The sequence below is a fragment of the Luteolibacter sp. Y139 genome (genome assembly GCF_038066715.1).
Classification (GTDB): Bacteria; Verrucomicrobiota; Verrucomicrobiia; order Verrucomicrobiales; family Akkermansiaceae; genus Haloferula; species Haloferula soli.
Map to the genome: position 1 here is coordinate 1 of NZ_JBBUKT010000005.1, position 23,089 is coordinate 23,089.

23 protein-coding genes are annotated in these 23,089 nt (G+C 63.5%); 6 read left to right on the forward strand and 17 right to left on the reverse strand.

Annotated elements, in window-relative coordinates:
• Nucleotides 1-180 precede the first annotated feature (180 nt).
• The 7 genes from WKV53_RS13650 to WKV53_RS13680 all read right to left on the reverse strand — a co-directional run bounded on the left by WKV53_RS13650 (nt 181) and on the right by WKV53_RS13680 (nt 5,304).
• Nucleotides 181-1,527, reverse strand: coding sequence for a hypothetical protein (locus WKV53_RS13650; protein WP_341405173.1), 1,347 nt, complete (start codon nt 1,525-1,527; stop codon nt 181-183).
• Entirely contained in the window at nt 1,514-3,067 is a 1,554-nt protein-coding gene (locus WKV53_RS13655; protein WP_341405174.1) for a hypothetical protein, read from the reverse strand. Before WKV53_RS13655 ends, WKV53_RS13650 begins: the two co-directional genes overlap by 14 nt.
• A gap of 140 nt (nt 3,068-3,207) precedes the next feature.
• Complete coding sequence (locus tag WKV53_RS13660) at nt 3,208-3,600, reverse strand: hypothetical protein (RefSeq protein WP_341405175.1); 393 nt, start codon at nt 3,598-3,600, stop codon at nt 3,208-3,210.
• On the reverse strand, nt 3,601-4,071 hold the full coding sequence (locus tag WKV53_RS13665) for a hypothetical protein (protein WP_341405176.1): 471 nt from the start codon (nt 4,069-4,071) through the stop codon (nt 3,601-3,603).
• Entirely contained in the window at nt 4,068-4,553 is a 486-nt protein-coding gene (locus tag WKV53_RS13670) for a hypothetical protein (RefSeq protein ID WP_341405177.1), read from the reverse strand. The genes WKV53_RS13665 and WKV53_RS13670 overlap by 4 nt, the downstream gene beginning before the upstream one ends.
• Entirely contained in the window at nt 4,490-4,885 is a 396-nt protein-coding gene (locus WKV53_RS13675) for a hypothetical protein (protein WP_341405179.1), read from the reverse strand. Before WKV53_RS13675 ends, WKV53_RS13670 begins: the two co-directional genes overlap by 64 nt.
• Nucleotides 4,882-5,304 (reverse strand): hypothetical protein, encoded by a 423-nt coding sequence (locus tag WKV53_RS13680; protein ID WP_341405180.1) that lies wholly within the window; start codon nt 5,302-5,304, stop codon nt 4,882-4,884. Before WKV53_RS13680 ends, WKV53_RS13675 begins: the two co-directional genes overlap by 4 nt.
• 181 nt (nt 5,305-5,485) lie before the next feature.
• Between WKV53_RS13680 and WKV53_RS13685 the strand changes: the two genes are divergently transcribed.
• Nucleotides 5,486-6,724 (forward strand): hypothetical protein, encoded by a 1,239-nt coding sequence (locus WKV53_RS13685; protein WP_341405182.1) that lies wholly within the window; start codon nt 5,486-5,488, stop codon nt 6,722-6,724.
• Between the two features lie 6 nt (nt 6,725-6,730).
• Nucleotides 6,731-7,999: a hypothetical protein gene (locus tag WKV53_RS13690; protein WP_341405183.1), complete on the forward strand. Its 1,269-nt coding sequence runs from the start codon at nt 6,731-6,733 to the stop codon at nt 7,997-7,999.
• Nucleotides 8,000-8,136: 137 nt separating this feature from the next.
• Here the strand turns inward: WKV53_RS13690 and WKV53_RS13695 are convergent, their stop codons facing one another.
• From WKV53_RS13695 to WKV53_RS13710, 4 genes are all read right to left on the reverse strand, one after another.
• The gene (locus WKV53_RS13695; RefSeq protein WP_341405184.1) at nt 8,137-9,264 is read right to left on the reverse strand and encodes an ATP-binding protein; all 1,128 of its coding nucleotides are present in this window, start codon (nt 9,262-9,264) and stop codon (nt 8,137-8,139) included.
• 175 nt (nt 9,265-9,439) lie between these two features.
• Complete coding sequence (locus tag WKV53_RS13700; RefSeq protein WP_341405185.1) at nt 9,440-9,931, reverse strand: hypothetical protein; 492 nt, start codon at nt 9,929-9,931, stop codon at nt 9,440-9,442.
• Nucleotides 9,932-9,976: 45 nt separating this feature from the next.
• On the reverse strand, nt 9,977-10,591 hold the full coding sequence (locus WKV53_RS13705; protein ID WP_341405187.1) for an N-acetylmuramoyl-L-alanine amidase family protein: 615 nt from the start codon (nt 10,589-10,591) through the stop codon (nt 9,977-9,979).
• A 100-nt stretch (nt 10,592-10,691) separates the two neighbouring features.
• On the reverse strand, nt 10,692-11,198 hold the full coding sequence (locus WKV53_RS13710; protein WP_341405189.1) for a hypothetical protein: 507 nt from the start codon (nt 11,196-11,198) through the stop codon (nt 10,692-10,694).
• Between the two features lie 172 nt (nt 11,199-11,370).
• On the opposite strand from WKV53_RS13710, the gene WKV53_RS13715 reads away from it, so the two are divergent.
• Both WKV53_RS13715 and WKV53_RS13720 read left to right on the forward strand, forming a co-directional pair.
• Nucleotides 11,371-12,597 (forward strand): hypothetical protein, encoded by a 1,227-nt coding sequence (locus WKV53_RS13715; RefSeq protein ID WP_341405191.1) that lies wholly within the window; start codon nt 11,371-11,373, stop codon nt 12,595-12,597.
• Nucleotides 12,584-13,873, forward strand: coding sequence for a hypothetical protein (locus WKV53_RS13720; protein ID WP_341405192.1), 1,290 nt, complete (start codon nt 12,584-12,586; stop codon nt 13,871-13,873). Before WKV53_RS13715 ends, WKV53_RS13720 begins: the two co-directional genes overlap by 14 nt.
• Before the next feature lie 322 nt (nt 13,874-14,195).
• On the opposite strand, the gene WKV53_RS13725 is transcribed toward WKV53_RS13720, so the two are convergent.
• The 3 genes from WKV53_RS13725 to WKV53_RS13735 all read right to left on the reverse strand — a co-directional run bounded on the left by WKV53_RS13725 (nt 14,196) and on the right by WKV53_RS13735 (nt 17,184).
• Nucleotides 14,196-15,449, reverse strand: coding sequence for a hypothetical protein (locus WKV53_RS13725; RefSeq protein ID WP_341405194.1), 1,254 nt, complete (start codon nt 15,447-15,449; stop codon nt 14,196-14,198).
• Nucleotides 15,446-16,666 (reverse strand): hypothetical protein, encoded by a 1,221-nt coding sequence (locus tag WKV53_RS13730; protein WP_341405195.1) that lies wholly within the window; start codon nt 16,664-16,666, stop codon nt 15,446-15,448. Before WKV53_RS13730 ends, WKV53_RS13725 begins: the two co-directional genes overlap by 4 nt.
• 287 nt (nt 16,667-16,953) lie before the next feature.
• A complete protein-coding gene (locus tag WKV53_RS13735) occupies nt 16,954-17,184 on the reverse strand; it encodes a hypothetical protein (RefSeq protein WP_341405197.1) in 231 nt (76 codons plus the stop codon).
• Between the two features lie 326 nt (nt 17,185-17,510).
• Between WKV53_RS13735 and WKV53_RS13740 the strand changes: the two genes are divergently transcribed.
• Together WKV53_RS13740 and WKV53_RS13745 are read left to right on the forward strand one after the other, a co-directional pair.
• On the forward strand, nt 17,511-18,194 hold the full coding sequence (locus WKV53_RS13740) for a hypothetical protein (RefSeq protein ID WP_341405198.1): 684 nt from the start codon (nt 17,511-17,513) through the stop codon (nt 18,192-18,194).
• A gap of 226 nt (nt 18,195-18,420) precedes the next feature.
• Nucleotides 18,421-19,740 (forward strand): hypothetical protein, encoded by a 1,320-nt coding sequence (locus tag WKV53_RS13745; RefSeq protein ID WP_341405199.1) that lies wholly within the window; start codon nt 18,421-18,423, stop codon nt 19,738-19,740.
• A gap of 397 nt (nt 19,741-20,137) precedes the next feature.
• On the opposite strand, the gene WKV53_RS13750 is transcribed toward WKV53_RS13745, so the two are convergent.
• The 3 genes from WKV53_RS13750 to WKV53_RS13760 form a co-directional block, all read right to left on the reverse strand.
• Entirely contained in the window at nt 20,138-20,593 is a 456-nt protein-coding gene (locus tag WKV53_RS13750; RefSeq protein WP_341405200.1) for a hypothetical protein, read from the reverse strand.
• Between the two features lie 370 nt (nt 20,594-20,963).
• Nucleotides 20,964-21,581: a hypothetical protein gene (locus WKV53_RS13755; RefSeq protein ID WP_341405201.1), complete on the reverse strand. Its 618-nt coding sequence runs from the start codon at nt 21,579-21,581 to the stop codon at nt 20,964-20,966.
• An 8-nt stretch (nt 21,582-21,589) separates the two neighbouring features.
• A complete protein-coding gene (locus WKV53_RS13760; RefSeq protein WP_341405202.1) occupies nt 21,590-23,044 on the reverse strand; it encodes a hypothetical protein in 1,455 nt (484 codons plus the stop codon).
• Nucleotides 23,045-23,089: the final 45 nt, after the last annotated feature.

Here is a 23,089-nt window from a genome sequence, read left to right on the forward strand (position 1 = left end):
TCCAAGGCATGGCTTGCTCCTCTCCGGAGGTGTAAACCATGTCCCCGAACACCTGTTAACGATGTACCCGGTCTATACAGGCCCGCGCACCCAGCGGGTGGGCGGTGCGCTGCTTGTGGGAGTGTGCGGCAGTTGGGGACCGCTCCGCACTGTCACCAGTGCGCCTACGGGAAAGGCATTTTACTGCTGCTTCCAGCCGGTGCGTTTTTCCCATTGGGAGCGCCAGCTTTCGGCTTCGCCCTTGAAGGTGGGGTTGCCGATTTGGTCGAGGGCCCAGCGGGAGGCTTCGGGGTTGTTGTGGGCGTTGAGGGCTTGCTGGGAGTATTCGGCGTAGGCGCGGTCGCGCCATTCGCCGGCGGGGAGGCCGGCCATCCAGTCGCGGGCGGTGTCCATGTTTTCACGGAGGTAGTGATCGACGCTGCGGTGGAAGAGTTCGGTGGTTTCCTTGCGGACGGGGAGCGTGGTGGCGAAGTCGGCGACTTCCTTGGCGGCGCCATTGGAGGCGAGGGACTGGAGCTGACTGACCGTGGTGCGACTTTCCAGCTTGTCCCATGCTCCGTCCTGAACGAGGAGGCCAGCGAGGGCGAGGGTGTTCGTGTTCTTTCCCGCGCCCGTCACGTCCGGTGTGGTGAAGGCGGCCCACTCGACTTCCCAACGCAGGGCCTGCGGGATGGCGGATAGCTGGGCATTGATCTCGCTGGGATCCTTCGAGGAGAGCATCTGTCCCCATTGGATGGCGCGGAGCTTTGCCATGCGGTCGTTCTGGCCGGCGAGGCTGAGGATGGTCTGCTGGAATTCCTCCGGGCTGAGTGGCGAGGTGACTCCATCGCTGAAGGTGAGCAGGTCTTCCGCGCTGACGACGTCTTCGGGAAGGCGGGAGAGGGTCTCGAAGAGTTTCGTGGCGGTTTCCGAACCGGCTTGAAGGTTCATGCGGCAGGCGTTGATGGCCTTCTCGCGATCGCGCCAGGAGAGCTCGCCCATCTTCGAAGCGAGGAAGATCGGGTCCTTTTGTCCGACGGCTCTGATCCAGACGAAGCGAAGCATGCCGGTGCCGAGGTCGAATTGGCGGCCGTGGAGCATGTCCCAGGAGTAGGCGGGGTCCTTGGCGAGGGCCTCGGCGAGTGATTGGAGCAAGGGGCCGGTGGGGTCGTAGTAGTTCCCGTTGTCGCTGTCCCATGCTTCGGCGAGGGCGGCATCGATGGCGGCGGCGAGATCGACCTCGGCCCATTGTTTGAGGAGTTCGCGCTGGGTCTGGATGCGTTCGCCGGTGGTGAGCTTGGCGGTGGGGAGGGCCTTCCAGGCGCGGGCGAATTCGCCGCCTTTCCATGAGGTGGAGGGCTTGAAGCGGCTGGCTTGGCGGGAGGTGCCCTTGTCGCTGTTAGATGCGGTGGTGCCGGTGCTGTTAGATGCGGTGTTTCCGTCCTGGTTGGATGATTCGTTGCCTTGGCCGGGGCGGGCGAGGAGGAGGGCGATGGCCACCATGGCGAGGTGGGTGGCGACGAGAATGATGAGCTTATTTCTTCTCATCGGTCTGCGGAGGGAAGAGTTGTTCGTTGAGCTTGCGGGCTGCGGCGGGGTTTTGTTCGCGGGTGGCCCAGATGAGGGAATTCATGGCGGTGTCCTTGTCGATGCCCTCTGGCATCTGCTGGACCCACTCGACGTAGTCATCGCCGTAGCGCTGGAGGAAGCCGCGGGCTTTCCAGTTCCAGCCCTTGGTGCGGAGGTCTTTTTCAGTCGCGGTGACGGGCTCGGGAAGCGATGAGGTGAAGGTGAGGAAGTCGTCTGGATTGACGTTCACCATGCTCTGCCAGGTGGAGTCGAAGAGGACGTTGCGGCGTTCTTCCTCAGGGAGAGCATCGAGGAGTGGGAGGGCTTTCGCGGGGTTTTCCTCGGCGAGGTGGCGGTAGAGAGAGACGGTGAGGGCTTGCTCGCCATCGGGAGGGATGGCCGGCATGGCGGCGCGGGTGGCGGCGACGACTTCATCGAGGGTGGCGGTGCCGTGGCGGAATTCGTAGCGCCAGTCACGGCCTTCGGTGAGGACCTTGTTCAGATCGGTGCGGACCAGGTCGTCCAACTGGCCCTGGCGGTCCCCTTTTTCGCCGTTCCTTTCCTGGAATGCTTCGAGGCGATGTTCGTAGTCCTGAGATCTGTCATCGATGATCCATTGGTTCTTCTCCTGGTTTATGCGCTTGGCGAGTTCTGGATCGAGTTTTGGCTGCTGGAGGAGCCACGTGGCGGCCTCTTCGCTGCTGCGGGCGAAGCCTAACAGGAGCTCGGCGCGGCTGTTAGGATCCTGCTGGCCCATGGCCATGCCGTAGATGGACTCGCGTGAATCGAAGCCGGCTTCCTTGCCGACGGCCTGGTAGAAGGATCCGGATCCCCTGCCCGACATGAGCATGTTGAAGGAGGCGCCTTGCGGGTCGCCCGCCATGGCTGACTCGAGGCTGAGGATGAGGCGGAGTCCGCCGCCGGACTTCATTTCCTTCAGGGCGGCGCTGGCGATGGTTTCATGGGCGCCTGACTTGAGGAGCCATGGCCAGGACTTGAGGATGCCTTGCTGGGTGGCGACATCGAAGATGGCGGGTTCCCACGGATTGCCGAGATTTGGGTTCTTCGTGGCGTGTTCGCCGGTGAAGAGGAACTCCAGCACTTTGGCGGGGTCGTTGGATTGGCGGAGCCAGTGGAGGACGCGGACTTGGGCCTCGGTGAGGCGGCGGATGGAGGCTTCCCAATCGCGCAGGTCCGGCCACGGGTGGGAGGCGAATGCGGCGATGGCTTCCCTGGCGGCGGCTTCGGGATCGGTGGCGACGGGGAGGGTGGCCTTGAGGGAATCGTAGGGGGAGGTGTAGGTCTTGTGGGCGTTTGCTTCGATGAAGCTGGCGAGGAGGGCGGGGCCATCGCCGGTGGAGGTGGAGGCGGTGGTGCTGCGGTCGGAGACCTTGGTGGGGTGGCGGGAAGTGGTGTCTTCCGTGGTGCCGGTGTTGGCGTTGCTTCGGGCGATGCCGTAGACGAGGCCCAGCACGGCGAGGTGGCTGCCGACGAGGAGGAGATGGCTGGGTTTCATCATGGGGCGCGGGAGTGGGTGACGGTGGCACGCCTATGTGAAGATGATGTGAAGTCGGGTGGGTTTGGCAATGTGGGGTTCGCAAAATGATGGCAAAAACGGGAGTGCGGTGCCTCGTCAGGAACGGGTGATGGGCGAGGCTGCTAGAGAGAGGTTGCGCCTGCGGGCGATCGTTTCCGTGCTCTCCAGGAAAGCCAGCCGAGCCATGCTACGAGGAGCAGGAAGAAGACAGCGGCGTCGTGGATGGTGAGGTGGCTGGAGCCGACCAAAGTTTGGAACCCTTCCCAGTCTTTCCGGTCGCTGGTGTTCGCGCCGCGGACGAATTCCCATCCAGGGACGGCTGCAATCTTGGCGGAGGAGCCGCTGACGAGAAGTGTGGCGCTATCCAGACGATTGATCTGCCAGGCGCGGGTGGGGCCGGCGTAGGTCAGGGTGGTTTCGTGGAAGGCGGTATCGAGCCAGGCACCGGCGATGCCGAGTAGGATGATGAGGCCGAGCCAGAATGACTTGGTGCGGAGCAAGGGAGGCGGGGTCATCTAGTCCGCAAGTGCGCCGCTGTGGGAAATTGTCTCCGGGCCGGGCGGTGGAGTTGTCAGGCGCTTGATGCGCCGCCAGCGCCACGCGAGGAAGACGGACCAAGGGGTAAGGAAGAGGAGGATGAGGAACCAGTGGGGGATATAGATTGCGCGGAAGGGAGGTGGAGGGTGGTTGGGGCCCATGGGATCGCCGGAGAAGAGCGCGGGGAAGGTGGGGTAGTGGCGCTTACTCATCCTGGCGCGGAAGATGTGAAAGCCGGGCGAGAATGTGTCGGGGTCTTTGGCCGGAGCCCAAGTGACGAAAACCACGGAGTCGCGTTGGCTGAGGCTGATCCCGCGAGCGCCGGAGGCTTCGGCCCATGAGGCGGAGTCGTAGTAGCGGATGGAGCGCTGCCAGTTCCATGCGAGGAAGATGAGGACGAGGATGCCGAGCCAGAGGGATTTCCAGCGGTGGAGTGGGCGCGGGGTCATGGCTGGAGTGCTGTTAGACGCTTCAGCCTTCGCCAGCGCCAGACGAGGAGGGCGGACCAAGGGGCGAGGAAGAGGGACGTGAGAAGCCAGTGCGGGAGGCAGATGGCATGGACGGAAGGCGGAAGTTGTTGGCGAAGGGCACGAATGGAAGAGAGGGAGGGGAACAGTGGCTTGTCGTTGCTTGTGATCGGGGTGCTGGACGGGTGAATGCCGGGCTCGAACCAGACGGGGGTTTTGGCCGAGACCCAAGTGAAGAAGATCTTGGAGTCGTGTTGGTTGAGGCTGATGCCGCGTTGTCCGGAGGCATCGCCCCATATGACGGCGTCGTAGTGGTGGATGGATCGATGCCAACTCCATGCGAGGAAGATGAGGACGAGGAGGCCGAGCCAGAGGGATTTCCAGCGATGGAAGGGGCGGATCATGGCGGGGGTGCTGTTAGGCGCTTCATGCGCCGCGAGCGGACTATCAGGAAGCTGCTCCATGGCAGTGCGAAGAGCAGGATCAGGAACCAGTGGGCGAGGTGGATGTAGAATTGGTTCTGCAGGCGAATCACTTCAACCATGGGGGCGAACCAGAGCCTGCCGCTGCCGTCGCCGGGCGGGAAATGCTGCAGTCCCTGGGGAAACGGAGAGCTCCGGCGGAACCAGGCGATCCTGATCCGGCCGGCATCCTGGAGAAATACCACGGGAGACTTCCGAGTCGGAACAAACGCAGCTCCCTGCCGGGTCGAGTGCGCCCAGGCCCAAGCGAGGAAGGCGAGCACGAGGAGTCCGAACCAGAAGGATTTCCAGCGGTAGAGCGGGCGCGGGGTCATGGCGGTGGGGCGGATGCCGCCGTCATGAGGCGGAGCTTGCGGCGATGCCAGAGGAAGGAGGAGCCGAGCCAAGCTGCTGCATAGAGCGAGATGAGGAACCAGTGGGCGATCGCAAGGCTATTGGCACGGAGGGTGAGATAGCGGGGGAATGCCGCTTCCATATCCCTGTCGAACCTGAGCTTGGAGAGGGGCATGTGATCGAAGTCCCACTTGGTGGAGCCATAAGGGTCGGTTGGGTAGTGGCCGACTTGGATGCGACCCATGAAACTGGAGAACTCGAATTTGTCGGACGGTCGCTGGCATTCGATCAGGGAGAGGAAGCGGGTGGAATCCCACCAGGCCCAGAAGAGGAAGAGGAGCAGGGGCAGGCCGAGCCAGAAGGAGAGGAGGCGCGTGAAGCCGGGGCGGGTCGCATTCATCGGGCGGTCTGGTTCCTGGCGGCGGGTCGTGTGGAGGGTGGCATGAGACCGGAGGGGATTGGATGATGACTCTAGGATTTCTTCCCGGCGGGTTGGCAAGCGGGAGATGTGACGAGGTCGGCTGAGGCCGTGCTTCAATGGCATTGACGCGCGGTCTCGGCAGCGGTTGAAGAGGGATGCGATGTGGAGATATCTTCTGGTCTTCGTGCTGTGTGCGATCGGTGGCGGCTTGCTTGGCCGGACTTCGGGGCCGGCGGCGTCGGGAGACTCGGCGCATTCGCAGGCGGAGGTGGATGTGGGGAAGGTTTCGCGGCGTGAGGTGGCGGCGAAGTGGAGGAAGGAGGATTTCCAAAGGGCTGCGACGGAAGAGAATGCGGCGATCAAGGCGGGAAGCTATGATCGCTACGGGAAGCTGTGGGCGACGTGGACGGATGCGGAGATCCGGGCGGCGCTGGACGCGGGGGTGGTCGATCCGGAGTGCCTGACGCCGAATGGAAGTGGCGCGGGGGTGATGGACTCGCTGATCAGGGAGCTGCTGAAGCGCGACACGGATGCGGTGGTGGCGTGGTTTGACGGGATCGCCTACCAAGGTGCAAAGAAGCGGTTCATTTACACGCTTCCCTACGCGTGGCCGGAGGCTCGGGCGGCGGCGGGGCTCGATTTCTTGCGCAGCCACCGTTCGGATTTTCCGGGCGGCACGAGTTGGGCGATCGTGGCGAAGAACATTCAGGCGTCGGCTGGCCAGGGGCCGGCGGGGGTTGAGGCGATGTTGAAGACGCTCAAGGAGGAGGGGTTCGGCCTGGACTTTCAGAACGAACTCCATTTTCCGGCGGGGTTCGATTACAGGGGTTTGTTAGAGGGAGAGGTGTGGCAGGGACTGGACAAGGGCGGGGTGCGCGATTCGATGGTGCGGGCATTCCGCCAGGAGGATCCTGAGCGGGCGTTCGAGTGGCTGTTAGAGAAGCAGGGGGTGGCGGGAATCGGGTTGACCGGGTGGTATGGTGGTGATTCCGGTCCCGAGCGGATGGCGTGGCTGGGCAAGAAGATCGAAGCGCTGGATGCGGGGCAGCAGGCGGAGTTTTTCAAAGCGATGCAGGGGGAATGGATGAGGATCCCGGATGCCTTTGTGGCGAGCTTTGCCAAGGAGGTGCGCACGCCGGCGATGCGGGAGCTGCTGCGCACGGCGATGGTGCAGCAGATCTATGTGGGCAATGCGCGCAGCTCGCTGAACTCGCTGGAAGCGCTGGGGGAGCCGGAGGAGCGGCTGCGGGCGCTGGAGGAGGCGACTCCGGGTGAGGTCTTTGCCGGGCGGCATCGTCCACTGAGTCCGGAGAATGAGGCTTTCATCCGCAGCAAGCTCGCCTCGTGGAATGCGGATGAGGCGCGCATCCAAGCGATCGTGGACCAACTCAAGAAATGAAGTGAAATGAAGGCTGCGATTTCATTCACGAGCGTGGCGCTGGCGGGAGTGCTGGCGGGCTATCTGGGGATGCGTGCGAAGAGTGCCAGCGAGAACGCTCCTGCGCTGCCTGCTGCATCGGCGAAGGTGGCGGACGCGGCGCGGGTCTCGCCGCAAGCAGTTGATCCGGATGCTGGACCTGCGAAGCACGACCTGGCCTCGCTGCTGAAGTGGTGCCGGCAGCAGGAGATTTCCGGCTCTCGGGTGGAGCGTGAGATAGAGCGTCTGGACAAGGGCGAGCTGCGGGCGCTGCTGGTGGACTTGGCGGGGGATGGGCAAGCGGATCCGCAGGTCTCGGCCTCGACGGCAGGAGTAGCGGCGAAGGAGCTTTTCAAGCGGGAGGGAGCGGCGGCCTTTGACTGGGTGGCGGGACTGGATGAGGGGATCCGCAAGGCGGTGTATCCGCGGATCCTGGAGGCGGCGCTGGTATCGGATCCGATCGCCTACAAGGACAGGTTCGAAGCATACAAGAAGGAGTATGGCGGGCCGGCGGCGAGTGCCTTCATCTATCCGATGATCGGTGGCGCGACCGAGCGGGGCGCTGAGGACATGATCAAGCTGCAGGAGGCTTACGGTGATGCCTTGAAGCAATACATGGTGCCGGTGGGCACCTTGCCGGAGGACTTTGACTTCCACCGCTTTTTCACCGGCCTGCCGGCGTCCTCCAACGACAGCATGCGGAATACTTTCCTGTATTGGGTGGCGAAGGACAGGGAGGCGGCGTGGAGCGGGTTCAAGGAAGTGACCAAGGGTGGTGCTCCGGGAACGAATTCTTACTTTCCTGCGTTGTTCGATGGGGTGGCCTCGGTAGCGGGGCCGGCGAAGGCGGCGGAGTGGCTGGCTCCGAAGCTGGCGGAATTGCCCGATGAACAGCGGGCGAGGGCGCTGGGTGCCTTTGGCATGATGGGGCCACTGGAGACCCAGATGGTGACGGCGATCATGCCGCTGTTAGAGTCCGATTCCGACCGGATGACGCTGGCGCAGCGGGCAGTGGTGGCCAGTGCGGGTGGATCGAAGGCAGGGGTGGCGGCCTTGACGGCACTGGCGTCTGATGAGCAGCGCACGGAGGTACTGCTCAATCATGTGCGGACCTTCGGTTACGAGAAGATGCCGCCTGCGTCGCGGGACCGGTTCAGTGGCGAGCTCGAGAAGCTGATGGAGAAGGTGAATCTGCCGGAGGCGATGCGGAATCAAGTGACGGGGGAGATCAAGGCGCGCAGTGGGGCAGGTGGGTAGGCTGGGATGCGGACAACAGGTCAGCGGATCGGCCCTATCGACTGATTGTCTGCCGAGTGATCATTCGCGAATCGTATGGATCCGTGGTGCAATCTGGTGGCCCCCGCTCACTGACCCGTTCACGTTATCGCGGTGGGTCAGGCATTGCCGCAATTGGCCTTGGTCGGCAGTGAAACGCGGAAGGTGGAGCCGATTCCTTCCTCGCTTTCCACCGTCACCTTTCCACCGTGGGCCTCAGCGACCGTCTTCACGATGGCGAGACCTAACCCCGTTCCGTCCACATCGTTCGGATCGGTTTCTCCCTTCGCGAAGATTTTTTCCAGGAACTCTTCGGGAATGCCCGTGCCATTGTCGCTGATCCAGCACTCGACTACCCCTTCCTCACTGAGTTCTCGGGCTCCGATGACGATGCTTCCGCGCGGGGTGTATTTGATGGCGTTGGCGATGAGGTTTTGAAAGAGCCGCCTCAACAGGCTGGCATCCGCATAGACGATCAGTTCTTCCGGCACCTCATTGATGAGCTGAGTGCTGGAGGTGCCCGCCACGGGATGGAGGTCGTGAGTCAGGGACTCGACGAGAGGCCACAAATCGAACTCGCGGCGCTCCAGCTTCATCCCGATCTCCGTCTGGAGATTGGTGTTTTCTTCGAGCACCTTGGCGACGAGGTGCTCGAGTTGCTTCACGTTCCGACGCAGCGCACTTAACATCCGGGCTGATTCCACGCTGAGACCTTCCTTCGCAAGGGTCAGATTCAAGACTCTCTCCGCCAGGGAAATCGCACTCAGCGGCGTCCGGAGATCGTGGGCCACAAAGGCGAGATACTCTTCCCGGCGCCGCTGCACTTCCAAGGCCCGCCCGGTGGCAAAGGTCTGCAAGGCAAGTCCGATCGCGTGGTCGAAGACGCGGTTGATCACATGGAAAGGCTGCCCTTGCAGCTTCAGGTCATGGGCGTCGGCCAGATCGTGGATGCAGCCGCGCAGCACATTGTACTCCGCCACCACCTCTTCGATATCGAACGCGTCCATGAGGCGCTGCAGGCCATGGATGGGAGGGCTGCCCTCGGCGAGTGCTTCAGGGATGGTCTGGTCAGACCTTGCCCTGAGTGCTGCAGCCAACTCATCGAGTAGTCCCGGGATGTGATCGTCGAGCGCCGCAACGTCCAGCGTGCGTGCGGACGGGAGTTCCCGCACTTGCTGGCGCCATCGCGCGACGATCGAATCGCGGTCACGCTGGATGAGGGCTGCAAGTTTGGTCAGTTCGCTCATGAATTTCTGGTTCTACTTCCCGCCGGGCAGGTGGTCGAGCGCGAGGGCAGTATCCAACGTCTTTCCGAAAAGTGGTATCAGGATTTCCTGAAGAAGCACCCGGAGATGAAGCGGACCCAACGTGCGGTGGATGCCAGCACCTACTGCTCAATCACGTGCGGACCTATTCCTCTTGTTACCGGTTGGGGGGACGGTCGTCAGGAAAATCGGTTGGTGGGAGGTTTTCCCTGATGATGGCACTGTCTCCCGACAGCTTGGTGGTGCCGTCCTTCGCCAGGTGTATGGAGGCGCCTTCACCGGCGTAGCCGATCCACGGGCCATCCTTTGTGGCTGCGAAGGTGATCGGCCCTTTGAAGACGAGCCCCCGGGCGGCGACGGAGACGTCAGTGGCGGCGTAGACGCCGACCCCGGGGATGGTCAGCATGCATCCGCCGTTGCTGGTTTCTTCAAGCTGGTAACCGGGTGGCAGCAGATCGGAAACGGCCGGCCGGGTCTTTCTTGCCGGCGGTGAACCGTCTTGAAATGGGGCATCTTGGCCGGTGGAGGCTTTTGGTGAAGCCGAGGTCTTCGAGTTTCCAGCGGATGAACGATTGTCCCTTGAAGAGAGGAGCGCTGCCGGGATCAGGATCAAGCACGCGGCGAGAATCAGGATGGCACGTCGCTTCATGCCGGACTGGATGGCGTGGTCTGGTTCGGCGTCCCCATGCCTTTACTAGTAGAGCTCGTTGATGGCCTCGGCGAGGACGGTGGCGAGCTTCTGCTGGTAGGCGGGGTCGGTGATGAGCTTGCGGTCTTCGGCGTTGGTGAGGAAGCCGAGTTCGAGGAGGATGGCCTTGGGGGTATTGAGGTAGGGGAGGCCGAGGCGGTGGGTGGTGACCGTCTGCTTGGGCTCGATGGCGGAGAGGGCTTTGACGAGGTGATCGGGAAGCTCGCGTTCTTCGAGGAGGAGCTTTTCGTCTTCGGTCTTGGGGCTGCGGAAGATGCGGATGCCACGCTCGTTCGGGTCCTTGCTGGAGGAGAGGTGAAGGCCGAGGACGATGATGGGTTTCACATCGGCGATCGTCTGTCGCTTGCTGTTCAGCGGGACGAGTTCGTCGGTGTCGCGGGTGAGATTGGTGACGTAGCCCTTTCGCTTCAGCTCGGCATCCAGCACCTTGGCGAAGGAGAGCATGATTTCGGATTCCTTCGCCTGGTCGACGGTGGCTCCGGAGTCGCGGCCGCCGTGGCCGGGATCGAGCATGACGGTGCCGGCGCGCGCCAAGGGGGAGCAGAGGGCGAGCAGGGCCGATACTGCGGCGAAGAGGATGCGCTTGGGGTTGGCTTTCATGCGGGACGGGGTTGGGGATTTGATATCAGGTCCACGCTGTCAAAGGCGGTTCGCTTGTCAAGCTGGCTGGCGACAGGCGCGGCGGCGAACGTGTCCGATCTCATGATGCGGCGGCTTCCTTTTGGGCGAGTTCCCATTCTTCCTTCGCGAGACGGCGGGCGCGTTTCTTGTAGAGGAAGAACCAGAGGATGACGGTGAGGGTGATGATCATCCAGATGGGAAGGGAGAGGGTATACTTGATCTTCGGGGTTCTGATGCCGGCGGCTTGGGCTGCCTTGCGGTCGGCGGGGGTGGCGCCTTCGTATTTGTAGGTGTTGCTCTTCTGATACTTCGGGAGGAGGTGGTCCGAGGAGACGGGGCTGGGGGAATCCTGAATGCGGGTCCGGAGGAACTTGAAGGTGCGCTCCGTGTAGGGGGCGGGGGTGGTTTCCCAATCGAGGTGGATCACGCCGCCTTCCAGATAGGCGAAGGCGGGAGGATTGGTGCCGCTGCGGGGGATGCGAAAGTTCGTGCTGAAGAAGAAGGAGTCCACCGCGAGGGCGGCCAGCGAGACGAGGACGATGATGCCAGCCCAGAAGGTGACCGAGTGAGGGGTGGGTTTTGACATGGGTTTGATTCTCACTCTCTTCATGAGATGCACGAAGCGGAAGGATAAATTGAAGGAGTGGAAGGGACAACTTGCGGAGGCGGCGGTCTTTTGAATGATGTCCCGGGATTCGGGGTGCTCGTGTTTTCGTTAGATCAACCCGTCTCTTCCTTCCCGGCTCCCTTTCTCCATCATGCTCCGTTGGAAATTGAAACTCGCGATCGTGGCCGCCGTGATGGGTGTGGCGACTTGGGCGGGCTATCGATCGGAGCGGCGGACGATGGATGCGGCGGGGAAGCCGGCGACGACGATTCGCTCGGTGGTGCGGCGTGTGATGGCGCCGAAGTCGCGGACGGAGTCGATCGATAAACTGAATGCGCTGCGGCATGTGGCGGGGCGTTCAGAGCCGACGCCGCGGGAGATGCAGCAGTGCTGGGAGATCATCCGTGGCTTCACGGTGGAGGATGTGCAGGCGTATCTGGCGGAGATTCCGGATGGGCTGAACCGTCCGGCGAATAGCGCGCTGGTCTCGATGCTCTTTTACCGCTGGGCGCAGATGGATCCGGAGGGGGCGATGAGTGCGGGGATGCAGCCGCCGTATGCGACGAGCCGGACGATGCCCTACATGGTGGTGGTGCCGTGGGTGGAGCGTGACATGGAGGGTGCGATGCGGTGGGCGAAGGCGAATGGGTCGGACTCCGAGAAGATGATCATCGGGAATGAGGTGGGGCGGATGCTGGCGAAGCAGGATCCGGAGAATGCGCTGGCGCGGGCGAAGGCGGAGTTTCCCGAGGCGGTGAATGCGGTGCTGCTGGAGCTGACGGAGCTGACGGAGCAGATGAGCGGCAGCAAGGAATCCCGGCAGAAGCTTTTCGGGATTCTGGCGGGTCTTGATGATCCGCAAATCAAGAGGCGCTGTTTGTATGAATTGAGGTGGTCTTACGATGAGGGCGACCAGGAGCAGGCGCTGGCGGCGGTGAAGGAGATGGAGGAGTCGGGGCTTTTTCCGGAGCAGGTGGAGATTTTCCGCAGGGAGGTGTCCTATCAGGTGATGCGGGAGAAACCCCAGGAGCGGATGGAGTGGATGATGAGCGCGGAGTCGAAGGCGTCGACGGATGCGCAGGTGGGTGCGTATACGAATTGGGTGCAGAGCAAGCCGGAGGAGGCGATCGCGTGGGCGGCGGAGCATGACAAGATCGACTTCCTGGCGGAGACGGTGAAGAAGATGACCTACTCGCAGATCCGTGCGGGATGGGTGCCCACGGATGATTCGCGGGGGAGGTGGGAGAATACGACGCACCGGCAATTCAATGCATGGCGTGAGCATCAGCCGGAGGCGGCCGAGGCGTGGCTCGGGACGCTGCCGACGGAGATGCAGGAGGTTTTCAACGCACCCCTTTCTAACAATGGCACGAAGTAAGACCAAGACGGTGATCTTCCGCTGCGCTGGCATCGTGGTGCTGGCGGGATTGGCGTGGGTGGGAAGTCGTGCGGGGCACTACATGGCGCGCGGGGGATGGTTTCAGGGGGAGACGGTGCGCGGGAAGGTGGCGCGTGGCTTGCAAGCGGCGCCGGAGCGAACGGCATCGGCGCCGGTGAAGGCGGCGGATGTGGCGTCGGTGGTGCGGCGGTTGCAGGCGATCGCGAAGGGGAGCCCGAACCTGCTGATCGACTTCGAGGCGGGGGCGCAGATCGATGCGATCCTGGCGAAGCTTTCGGCGGGTGAGCTGGCGGCGGTGTTTGACGGGCTGGATTCCGGGGCGGCGCGCCGGGACTACAACATGCGGGCGCTGATCCTGAAGGTGGGCGTGGCGTGGGTGGTGCTGGATCCGACGGCGGCGATGACGGCGGCGGCGGGGAAGTCCACGGCCATGGGCGGGGACTATTCTTCTAATATCTTCGGGGAGTGGGCGGCGGATGCACCCGAGGCGGCCTTCGCGTGGCTGAATGGTGAGGATTTCCCGGCGAGTCTGGAGAAGATGAAGGATGAGCTGCGGAGTTCGGCGCTCTTCAATCTGGCGGAGCGGGATTTCGACGTGGCGAAGGCGGAGTTCCTCAAGATGGGGGATGAGAAGCAGGGCTGGCAGAGTGGTAGCCGTGCGAGCGTGCTGAGGTATTGGGGCTCGATGTATCTGGATGATCCAGGGATGCGGGACCAGCTGGTGGAATTCGCGAAGTCGACGGGGAAACCGGATGACTATGCGCGGCTGAATGATGCGCTGCTGCGGGAGTGGAAGCAGGAGGATCCGCTGGGGATGCTGGAGTATCTGCAGGGGCTGAAGGACTATCTGGAGTCCGATGCGGTGCCGGCGGAGAAGCGGCAGGAGGTGGATGCGAGCGCGGTGAATGCGGCGATTTATCGGGAGTACACGGGGCAGGCGATGGAGTGGTGGATGAGTCGCTATTCGCAGAGCACGGAGACGCCGCAGCGGATGCGGGAGGCGATCGGGTACTGGATTCACCAGCGGCCGGCGGAGATGGAGCAGTGGTTCGCGGAGCAGCCGGAGTCGCCACAGCGGGATGCGATGAGTGCGGCGGCGGCGATTACCTACACGGGCAACGGGAAGTTCCAGGAGGCGGCGAAGAGGGTCGGGGAGATCAGTGATGCGACGATGAAGCAGTCGGCGGTGGAGCGGCTGAACTATGTGTGGTCGCAGCAGGATGCGAAGGCGGCGGCGGAGTGGCGGGGGAGGTGAGGGAGTTTGCTAGTGTTCAGTGTTCAGTTTTCAGGAAGAGGGCTGAGTGCCGAGTGATCAGTTAGCAGTGATCAGTGGAAGAATCGGGGCTGTGCACGCGTTGTCACCAACGCGCCTACGGAGGGATGAACGAACCGCGAAGACGCGAAGGTCGCGGAGAAGAGCGCGAAGGAAGAAGTGCGGGTGGGAGGTGGAGCAGCCAAAGGCATCGGACTGTCCAAGCGGGGCAACGCCCCGCGTACCCAGCGGGGGAAAGGCATCGGGGCTGTGGACGCGTTGTCACCAACGCGCCTACGGTGGGAGGATTGAAACGCGGAGGCGGTTAGCGGGTGGTGCCTTGGGATTCGAGGACCTTCATGACTTCGGCTTGGGAGTCCTTGGGGAGGTCGAGGGCTTCCATGGTTTTGCGGAAGTAGGTGCGGAAGGCTTTGGCGTGGCGGGGTTGGGCGGTGGCCATGGCTTCGCTGAAGGTGCCGGCGGCGGCGAGGAGGACGACGGAGCGGGCGGCATCCGAGGAGAGGCCGCGGAGGGCGGCGAGGTCCTGGCCGGTGCTGGTGTTGTTGATGGTGACGAGTTGCTTGGCGAAGGCGATGCGGTCTTCTTCCTGCGTGAGCGAGGCCATGACGGAGCTGACGCTTTCGGCGGAGAGGATGCCGTATTGGGACAGGGTGGTGATGGCTTCGGGCCTGATGTTTTCGGGCAGCGCCTGGATCCTGGGGATGAGCCATTTTGTGGCGCTGTCGCTGCCTTCGAGTGCGGCGACGCCGGTGAAGAGGCCATTCAAGTAGCGGATGCCCTTGCCGCCGGAGTCGATGCTTTCCTTCACGGACTTCCATGCGGCCTCGCGGTCGGTGGCGGTCCAGTATTGGACCATGGCGGTCAGCTGGATTTCATTGCCGAGCGAGGTGAAGAGTTTCTGGAACTCGAAGCCGGGAGGGAAGGGGCCGGGGGCGAAGGCGATGTCGCCTAACAGGTCGCCATAGGATGCGCGCAGCCGGAGGAGGTCATCCGCGCCGCGTGAGGTGGCGCCGGCGATGGCACGGGAGACGACGCCTCCTGCCCAGCTCTTGTGGAACTGATCGGCGCCGGACATGCGCTCGATCCAGTGCTTGGCGAGATCGGGTGAATCGAAGGCCGCGTCCTCGAGCATCGAGGCGAGCATCAGCTCGCGATCGCCGTCGATGGAGGCGGCCCATTCCAATGCGGCTTCGCCATCGCGGCGGAAGAGTTCCACGGATGCCATGACGATGACCTGTCGCGCTGCCTGCCAGTCGGGATTCCGGCTATCGCTGAAGACCGCGGTCATGCGGGTGATGAGGTCGCGGAGGGCCGGGGCATTCATCCGCTCGAGCTCGCGCTGTGCATCGGGGTTCGGCGAGTCGGCGAGGCGGGACTGCCACTTGATGAGGGTATTGAGATCGTGCTTCTGCTGCTTGATTGGCCCGGTGGATTCGCGGGGAGTGGAGGATGCGGTTTCCTTTTCCGCGGATGCAGAAGGGTGCGCGAGCATGCGGCCGGCGACGATGCCGGTGGCCATGCCGGCGAGGCAGAGGATGATGGCGGGCGCGCGCTTCATGGCCGGTAGCGGGAGATGATGGCCTCGATGTGGGGCTCGGCGACGTCCCAGGAGGCGAGGGTCTTGCGGAGCAGCGCTTCATCGTAGGCGTCGAAGCTGCGGAGGCCGGGGGTGCGGATGGCGGCTTCATCCGGCTCGGCGGATTCCAACAGCTCAATGCGGCGCTCGATGCCGGGGATCTGCTCGATCACGGGAAGGGCGCCCTCGATATCGCGGAACATCGACTGGGCTGCCCAGGAGGCGATCTCATCTAACAGAAGTGGATCGTGCAGGCCGAGCGAAAGCGCGGCGAGCCGGGATGGGGTGCCGATCCAATCCTGGCGGGCGGCATCGAGAAACGCGCGCTGATCTGTGTCCGGGAGGTCCTCGATCTTTTCGGCCAGCCACTTCGGGCCGTCGCCGCCGGAGGCGATGGCATTGTCCGCGAGCTGAACGAGGGACTTGGCGCCATGCTGGCCGAGCATCCAATCGAAGGCGAGGTCGGGATCGCGCGCTTGCCAGGCGCTGATGACGGAGTTGGCGAGTGGGTCATCGCCGAGCTGCTGCCATTCATCGGTGGCGAGAAGCAGGGTGAAGTCGAAGCGCTTGGGGAATTCGATTGAGACATTGCGGCCCCCGTGAAGCTGCTCCTGGTGGCAGAGGAGGAGGAGCTGGGCGACGTCTGCGGGGCTGGTGGCGGCGGCTTGATCGAAGCTTTTTTCGACGAAGGCGAGACCGGTGCCGGCGCGATAGAGGTCGCGATGGGCTTGCAGGAAGGCGAGGCCTTCGGCGGTCTTGTCATCGGGCCACTGCTGGCAGAGCGCGGGGGCGAGGCGTTGCTTCGCGGTAGTGGAGGCGAGTGCGTCGAACCATGCGAGTGCGGACTTGAGATCGCGGTGGAGCCATTCGCCGAGGATGCGGCCGGGGAGTGCGGAGGAGGAGCCGCTGGGGAGGACGCAATCGGGCTGGGTGAGGCTGGTATCGAGGGCGGCGCGGATTTCCTCGGTGGTCCAGGTGGCGAGGAATTCGCGATAGGGATTGGTGGTTCCTTCGAGCGCGGCGCTTGCCTGTTTGTTGGCGGACTTGAGGAAGTCCTCCTTGGTCCATGGTTGATGCGGGGCGTCGCGGGCTGACTTTTGGGCGGAGGTGCCTGCGGGTGATGGCGGGCCATGGCCGGTACTCCAGCCGATGGCGATGCCCGCCACGACGGAACCTGCGAGGAGCCACGGCCATTTCATCGGCATACCGGGGCGATCATGCAGAGGGAGGGAGAAGGTCAATCTGATTCGGGGCGGAAGCCGGGGGTGGTGGCTGGTCGCGCGGAGCGATGGGAGGTCGGGAAGTGGTGGGGAATCTGGAAACGGCGGCCTCTAACAAAACGCGCGCAGCCGGGACGACACGGTCGTTCCGGCTGCGGTTTGGAATGGGGTTGCGATGGGGCTGTGTCGACGGAACGTCGACACTCCTCAGGGTAGCGTGCCGCTACAAGAAGGCTGCGCGGTGAGGCTCAGGCTGGTTGCGGGGCTCAGGCTGGTTGCCAGCGGAAGGAGGCGGTGCTGCCGCGGACCTTTAGCAGGCGATAGCTGCCGAGGAGGTGCGGGGTATTGCGGACCTCGGAGGGAACGGGATCCATGTAGAGGCTGATCTCCTTGACGTGATTGGCCTTTTCCGAAATGAGCGACTTGAGGAAATCCGCGGTGAGGACTCGTCCGTCTTCGGGACCGTCTTCCAAGTAGATGTGTTCGATGTCAATCATAGGGGTGAGGTCAAAGGGAGATGCCGGAAGGTCGAGCGACCGCGGCGGGACAGTACGCCGCGGTCGCCGATACCATGATGTCACTACGTTCCTTGAAGACTGTGGGGTGCGCCGGGGTGGCTGTGGGGATTGTCCGGCGCTGCATGGGATCTTGTCCGCATGTCATGTGCCAATGTTCCCGAAGTCGGGGTGAAACGCAAATCGGGGGCAGGGCGGGAAACTACGCAGGTGGGGGCAATGCGGGTGAATTATCGGGCGGGGTGGTGGCGTAGGAGGTGAGTCTATCCTCGCTCTATCAGATCGCCCTCCCGCTTTCCCGAATTCCCATGGCTCTTCCCCGCTTCTTTCGCTCGCCGTATTCTTGTGTCGCGCTGGCTGTCTTGATCGCGCTGTGCTGGCGGGCTTGGCCGCGTGGTGGAGACAAGGCGGCGGAAGGAAGTGCGGATGCGGGGAGGGCTGCTAGTCCAGCTGCGGAGGCTTCGGTGCCGGCGGTGGTGCCGGCGCCGGGGCGTGTGGAGCGAGGGGAACGGGAGGAGGGGCGGCCGGCAGCGGAGCGTCCGCTGGAGCCGCGGCCGGTGGCGGAGATTCACAAGGCGCTGTTAGAGCAGGGACGGAAGGCGGTGGAGACGGGTGCGGGCGGGGCGGATGCGGCGACGAAGGCGGAGCTGGTGCGGCGGACGAAGGAGATCGAGGCGCTGGGCGCGGGAGGGCGGGGTTTCTCGCATCCGGCATCGATCCTGATGCTGGCGGAATTCAGCCGGTATCTGGATGCCTATGGGAGCTTCGATGCGGCGATGTACAAGGCGGACATGGCGAAGTATTTCAACGCGCGGCTGAAGGAGATCGAGGCGCTGCCGGATGATGCGGGGATGAAGGCGCTGCGGGAGAAGTGGGAGCGGGATCTGGCGCGGGATGATTCGGCGGAGGCGCTGCTGCTGAGGCGGGTGTATGGAGGGAAGGCGGATACGAAGGCGACGATTGAGAGGCTTTTGGCGGATCTGGGGAGGTGAAGGGGGTGAAGTGAGGGGCGGTGTGGAGGCTTCGTTTCCGCAAGCTCTTCGAGGTAGGTGAATGGGGGCGGTATTTCCCTGGGTAGCCGACTGGGTCGGCAACCCAGGGCTTTGTTGTGCGGTCCCTTTGGGGCGAAGAGGGCGGGGTTGGGGGATGTGACTTGTGTGGTTGATCTTGTTAGGGCATATTTCGGAATCCGTGGAAATCAGGGCTTCCAAACGACCGATGATGCGAGGCAGTGGCTTTGTGGCGCTGCTGGTGCTGGGGGCGTTGGTGGCTTTGAAGGAAAGCGGGAGCTTGCGGGGGCTATTCGCGAAGCCGGAGACGGAGCGGGCGGTGCCGAAGGCGGTGGGCGGGAAGTACGATGAAGATCGTAGTAACAAGCCGAAGCGGTCGCGGGAGGATCTGCAGCGGATGGCGGACCGGTGGTATCAGGAGATCCTGGAGAAGCATCCGGAGATGAAGGTGACTTTCAAGGAAGTGCCGGATGAGCGGAATGGATTCCTGCAGCTGCTGAACTTCATGGATCGCTACGCGAAGGATGGGCTGCCGATTCCGGAGAACATCAGCGAGATGATCAGTGGCCATGCGCCGTGGGATGCGGCGGTGATGGGGAAGTGGGTGGAGGAGAACCGCGGGCTGATGGACGAGATCGTGAAGATCGGCTTGCTAGACGAGCGGTCGGCGAAGGGGATCGACATGGACCGGACGAATTTTTTCAGCGCAAAGGTGCCGAACGAGTGCTCGAAGCTGCTGCTGGCGAGTGCGCGGCTGGCGATGGAGCGCGGGGATGAGGCGGGGGCCTTGCAGAGTGCGCGGGCGGTATTCGGGCTGGCGGATCACATGGATCGGATGGAGCTGCCGTCGCTGCTTTCCGAGACGGTGTCGGTGCTGCTGCGGCAGGGGGCGCGGAAGGCGATCTTGAGCGAGATTCTGGGAGCGGGAGGTGGGACGGATCGGGATCTAACAGCGTGGCAGGATTTGCTGGCGGGGGATCCGGAGACGCCGGCGGATCTGGCGAGGATCTTCCTGGGTGAGTGGCACAATACGACGCGGAGCTTTCTCCTGCCGGGGTTGCTGGGGGATCAGGAGATCCTGCCGATGTTGGTGGATAGTTCCAAGGAAGCGGCGGGAGCAGGTGGCGAGATCCGTGATCCGGATTCGGTGGTGGAGGCTCACCTGAAGTATTTCTCCGGGCTGATGGCGCAGATGAAGGCGTCCGAGTTGGGAGAGATTCCGGGGCTCTCGGCGAATCCGCCGGACAAGAGCGGGGTCTCGCCTGCCGGTGGTGCGCTGCTCGATGAGCTTTTCGTGGGGGCGACGGCGTGGTCGAAGGGATGGACGAGGGCGCAGACGGATGCGGCGATTTATCAGGCGGCGCTGTTGGCGGCGACGGGTGGGGAGATGCCGGTGGAGCCTTTCACGGGGAAGCCGTTCATCGTGGATGAGGAGGCGGGGACGATCCGGGTGCCGGAGGATCCGTGGTTTGAGAGTATGAATTACAAGCCGGTGAAGATTCCGGTGGTGAGGGGAAGTGCCGAGTGATCGGTGATCAGTGATCAGTGGAAAGGCATCGGACTGGCGGAGGATCGAGATGCGGACTCGATCGTCTCGCGCCCCTTCAGGGCGCCTTGGGTTGTTAGACTGGGACCCAGGGCGATGCCCTGGGCTGAGGGCTGGCCGCCCCTTTGGGGCTGAAGAGGTTGCCGGGAGGGTGAGCGGAGTGGCGGTTTTGTTAGAGGGCGCGCCCAGCCGGAAGGACGCAGTCCTTCCGCTACGAATGCAGTCCTTCCGCTACGAATGCAGTCCTTCCGCTACGAATGCAGTCCTTCCGCTACGAATGCAGTCCTTCCGCTACGAATGCAGTCGTCCGGCTACGAATGCAGTCGTCCGGCTACGAATGCAGTCGTCCGGCTGCGAATGCGGTCGCTCGGCTACGAGATCATGCGATGGCGGTGGACTTCGCGATGCGCTTTGAGCGGCGGTGGAGAAGGGTGGTCCAGAGGGCGGTGAAGGCGAGGAGGGTGAGCCAATGGGGGATGAAGGCGATCCATGCTTCGGGGGACCTGCGATGCATGAGGAGCTCGAGGTGGTCGCGATAGGAGACCGCCTTGCGATCGGGGATGGGAGTGGTGGGCGAGCCGGTGCCGCGGAGGATGAAGGGAGCGGGGAGGGCTGGCGAGGGGAGGCCGGTGAGGGTGCGGCTGGTCGACATGTAGAATCCGCCGCTGGAGTAGATGCTATTGATCTCGGTGCCGCCGTGGGTGTTGCTCAGCTCGAAGCATTGATACTGGCAGAAGGTGGAGACGCGGGTGGATGACCACCATGCCCAGCCGATGAAGGCGATGACGAGGATGCCGGACCAGAAGGTGATGGAGCGGTGGAAAGGGCGGGGCATGAGGGAGGGAAGCAGCAGTCATCGATCTTCCAATGATCCAATCTTCAATCGGAGTGCGTGAAGAGATGGAGTGGATGATGCGGGTGTGGAGGATGGAGCGGAGGTGTTAGGTGCTTCGACCGCACTCGGAGAGTGCGGACCACTTTTGGGGGGCGATGCGGGCTTGGTGGAGGAAGCGGAGGTGTTGGGTGCTTCGACCGCACTCGGAGAGTGTGGACCACTTTGGTGGGCGATGCGGGCTTGGTGGAGTGAAGCGGAGGCGTTGGATGCTTCGAGTCCGCCTGAAGGCGGGACTACGTACGCTGGGTGGCGGGCAGTAAGGGACCATTCGGCCGGTCTGGAGACCGGCGCTCCCAGGGGAGTGGATGGTTCAGCCGCCGCCGGAGTAGGGTTCGTTGTCCTTGGCGCGGTTGAGGGTTTCGAGGGCGGCTTGTTTGCCGCGCTCGGGGAGGGTGTCGGCGAGCTTGCGGACGGTGGCTTCGTCGCAATTCACGAGGGAGGATTGCCAGCGGCCGAGCAGTGCGTGGGTGGCGATGCCGTAGGGCTTTTGCTCGATGATCTGCCAGATGGCGGCGGGCTCGCGAGTGAAGGTTTCGGCGAACTCGTCTAACAGGGCGAAGTCGTCCGGGGTTTCCTTCATGACGGTATCGAGCGCGGCGTGCCAGTCTTCCTTGATCCACTTCTGGAGGAGCTGGCGGCTGGCCTTCATTCGCTCGGGGCGGGTGAGGTTCTCGGAGGCGAGGGCTTTCCAGGCGAGGAGATGGACGCTGGCCTTGGGGGCTTGTTGTCCGGTCCGGTTGTTAGACTTGGTGGTGCCTTTCGCGGGTGGGGAAGATTCTGGTGCGGTGGCTTCCTGGGGTGCGGGCTTTGCCGAGGAGGTGGCGGCGAGTTCGTCCGGTGTGGGCCCGGCGGGCTGGAAGGAACGGAACAGGAGCAGGCCTAACAGGACGGCCGCGACGTGGGAGACGATCAGGAGAGGAGTCTTCATCGGATCGATCAGGGTGCTTCGAATTCCTTGGCGAGGTCGGCCTGGTTGTTTCTCTTCAAGAGGGCTGCGAGGCTGGCGCGGGCGGCATCGCGATTGACGCCGGCGGGGAGTTCGCGGACCCAGTCGATGTAGTCGCTGCCGTATTCGCGATAGGCGCGCTGGCCGTAGCTATTCCATGCGTCGGCACGGGCGGGCGCGGCTTCGGCGCTATCGGGGCCGGGGGCGAGATCGATCATGGAATAGAAGGCCTCGGGGGTATTGTCGCGGAAGCTCCAGCGGGACTGGTGGATGACGGCGAGGTTCCGTTGTTCCTCGGGGAGATTGGAGATGAGGGAGAAGGCTCCCTGGGCATCTTCCGAGGCGAGTTCATTGAAGACGCGGACGCGGGTCTCGTATTCGGAGGCGGCGGCGAGTTCGGGGAACTGCTCTTTTACCGCGGTGAGGATTTCATCCGCAGTCATCGCGCCGTGGCGGAAGGCGTAGCGGTAGTCGGGGCCGCTCTTCATGAGCTCGTGGATGTCGACGGTGGAGATCTGCTTGAGGGCACCCTCGCGGAGGGCTTCCGGGGTGGCGTCCTTGAGCCATGCGAGGTTCTTCATCTGGGCGATGCGTTCGTCGAGGGGGACGGAAGGATCGGCGTAGCGGTAGAGGTGGCCGCGGAGTTCGGCAGGGAGTTCCGCGAGCCATGGGAAGGCCTGGGCGGAGTCCGCGCGCGAGTCCAATAGAAAGAGCAGGGCGGCTTGTTTCCGCGGATTCGTGGACTTGAGGAATGCCTGGAAAAGCGCGGGGTCATTCACGGCCATGGCCATGTCAAGGAAGCGGGGTACTTGATCCTCGGGCCAGCCGCGGATCATCGTTTGCAGGAGTGCCCGCTCCTGCATGATGCCGGACTGCTTGAAGAAGGCGGCGGCCTCGGCGGGGTTCATTTCGGCGAGGCGCATGCCCATGATTTCGCCGACGCGGAAGATGGCGGGCGATTCGAGCAAGGTCTTCGCGAGCTTCAGGTGATCTTCCAGCGAGGCCGACTTGAGCGCCTGGACGAGGACGGCATCGTAGAGGGTGCCTGCGCCTGCGGCCTGCATGAAGTCGAAGGCGGCCTTCAGGTCATCGCGGAACCATGCGAGCATGGCGGCGGCGAACTCGGCGGGGTCGGTGGGCTGTTGCTTGCCATCGGCGGTGAGTTCGCGGACGCGCTTTTCGCCTTCGCCCTTGGCGAAGATCTTGGCGGCGCGCTGGGCTTCTTCCACGTCGAACAAGGGAGCGTGGGAGGCGGTGATGGCCTCGGTGGCGAGAGTGTGTGCCGCGGAGGCGGAGGAGAATTCGTGGCCGGAGCGGTTGCTGCTCTTGGTGGGGGCCATGCCGGAGTCGTGCGGAGTCCGGGGACTGGTCGCTGCATTGAGGGCGTAGCCGCCGGCGACGATGCAGAGGAGATGACTGCCCGCGAGGAGGAGCGCTTTTGCCATGACTATGACTTAAGGGGACGTCATGGTGCGGGCGAGGGGAAACTA

What these genes read in the sequence shown, in the direction of transcription:
- WKV53_RS13650 (WP_341405173.1), bottom strand. Translation starts at nt 1,527, where the DNA reads ATGAGAAGAAATAAGCTCATCATTCTCGTCGCCACCCACCTCGCCATG.
- WKV53_RS13655 (WP_341405174.1), bottom strand. Translation starts at nt 3,067, where the DNA reads ATGATGAAACCCAGCCATCTCCTCCTCGTCGGCAGCCACCTCGCCGTG.
- WKV53_RS13660 (WP_341405175.1), bottom strand. Translation starts at nt 3,600, where the DNA reads ATGACCCCGCCTCCCTTGCTCCGCACCAAGTCATTCTGGCTCGGCCTC.
- WKV53_RS13665 (WP_341405176.1), bottom strand. Translation starts at nt 4,071, where the DNA reads ATGACCCCGCGCCCACTCCACCGCTGGAAATCCCTCTGGCTCGGCATC.
- WKV53_RS13670 (WP_341405177.1), bottom strand. Translation starts at nt 4,553, where the DNA reads ATGGAGCAGCTTCCTGATAGTCCGCTCGCGGCGCATGAAGCGCCTAAC.
- WKV53_RS13675 (WP_341405179.1), bottom strand. Translation starts at nt 4,885, where the DNA reads ATGACCCCGCGCCCGCTCTACCGCTGGAAATCCTTCTGGTTCGGACTC.
- WKV53_RS13680 (WP_341405180.1), bottom strand. Translation starts at nt 5,304, where the DNA reads ATGAATGCGACCCGCCCCGGCTTCACGCGCCTCCTCTCCTTCTGGCTC.
- WKV53_RS13685 (WP_341405182.1), top strand. Translation starts at nt 5,486, where the DNA reads ATGTGGAGATATCTTCTGGTCTTCGTGCTGTGTGCGATCGGTGGCGGC.
- WKV53_RS13690 (WP_341405183.1), top strand. Translation starts at nt 6,731, where the DNA reads ATGAAGGCTGCGATTTCATTCACGAGCGTGGCGCTGGCGGGAGTGCTG.
- WKV53_RS13695 (WP_341405184.1), bottom strand. Translation starts at nt 9,264, where the DNA reads ATGAGCGAACTGACCAAACTTGCAGCCCTCATCCAGCGTGACCGCGAT.
- WKV53_RS13700 (WP_341405185.1), bottom strand. Translation starts at nt 9,931, where the DNA reads ATGAAGCGACGTGCCATCCTGATTCTCGCCGCGTGCTTGATCCTGATC.
- WKV53_RS13705 (WP_341405187.1), bottom strand. Translation starts at nt 10,591, where the DNA reads ATGAAAGCCAACCCCAAGCGCATCCTCTTCGCCGCAGTATCGGCCCTG.
- WKV53_RS13710 (WP_341405189.1), bottom strand. Translation starts at nt 11,198, where the DNA reads ATGTCAAAACCCACCCCTCACTCGGTCACCTTCTGGGCTGGCATCATC.
- WKV53_RS13715 (WP_341405191.1), top strand. Translation starts at nt 11,371, where the DNA reads ATGCTCCGTTGGAAATTGAAACTCGCGATCGTGGCCGCCGTGATGGGT.
- WKV53_RS13720 (WP_341405192.1), top strand. Translation starts at nt 12,584, where the DNA reads ATGGCACGAAGTAAGACCAAGACGGTGATCTTCCGCTGCGCTGGCATC.
- WKV53_RS13725 (WP_341405194.1), bottom strand. Translation starts at nt 15,449, where the DNA reads ATGAAGCGCGCGCCCGCCATCATCCTCTGCCTCGCCGGCATGGCCACC.
- WKV53_RS13730 (WP_341405195.1), bottom strand. Translation starts at nt 16,666, where the DNA reads ATGAAATGGCCGTGGCTCCTCGCAGGTTCCGTCGTGGCGGGCATCGCC.
- WKV53_RS13735 (WP_341405197.1), bottom strand. Translation starts at nt 17,184, where the DNA reads ATGATTGACATCGAACACATCTACTTGGAAGACGGTCCCGAAGACGGA.
- WKV53_RS13740 (WP_341405198.1), top strand. Translation starts at nt 17,511, where the DNA reads ATGGCTCTTCCCCGCTTCTTTCGCTCGCCGTATTCTTGTGTCGCGCTG.
- WKV53_RS13745 (WP_341405199.1), top strand. Translation starts at nt 18,421, where the DNA reads ATGATGCGAGGCAGTGGCTTTGTGGCGCTGCTGGTGCTGGGGGCGTTG.
- WKV53_RS13750 (WP_341405200.1), bottom strand. Translation starts at nt 20,593, where the DNA reads ATGCCCCGCCCTTTCCACCGCTCCATCACCTTCTGGTCCGGCATCCTC.
- WKV53_RS13755 (WP_341405201.1), bottom strand. Translation starts at nt 21,581, where the DNA reads ATGAAGACTCCTCTCCTGATCGTCTCCCACGTCGCGGCCGTCCTGTTA.
- WKV53_RS13760 (WP_341405202.1), bottom strand. Translation starts at nt 23,044, where the DNA reads ATGGCAAAAGCGCTCCTCCTCGCGGGCAGTCATCTCCTCTGCATCGTC.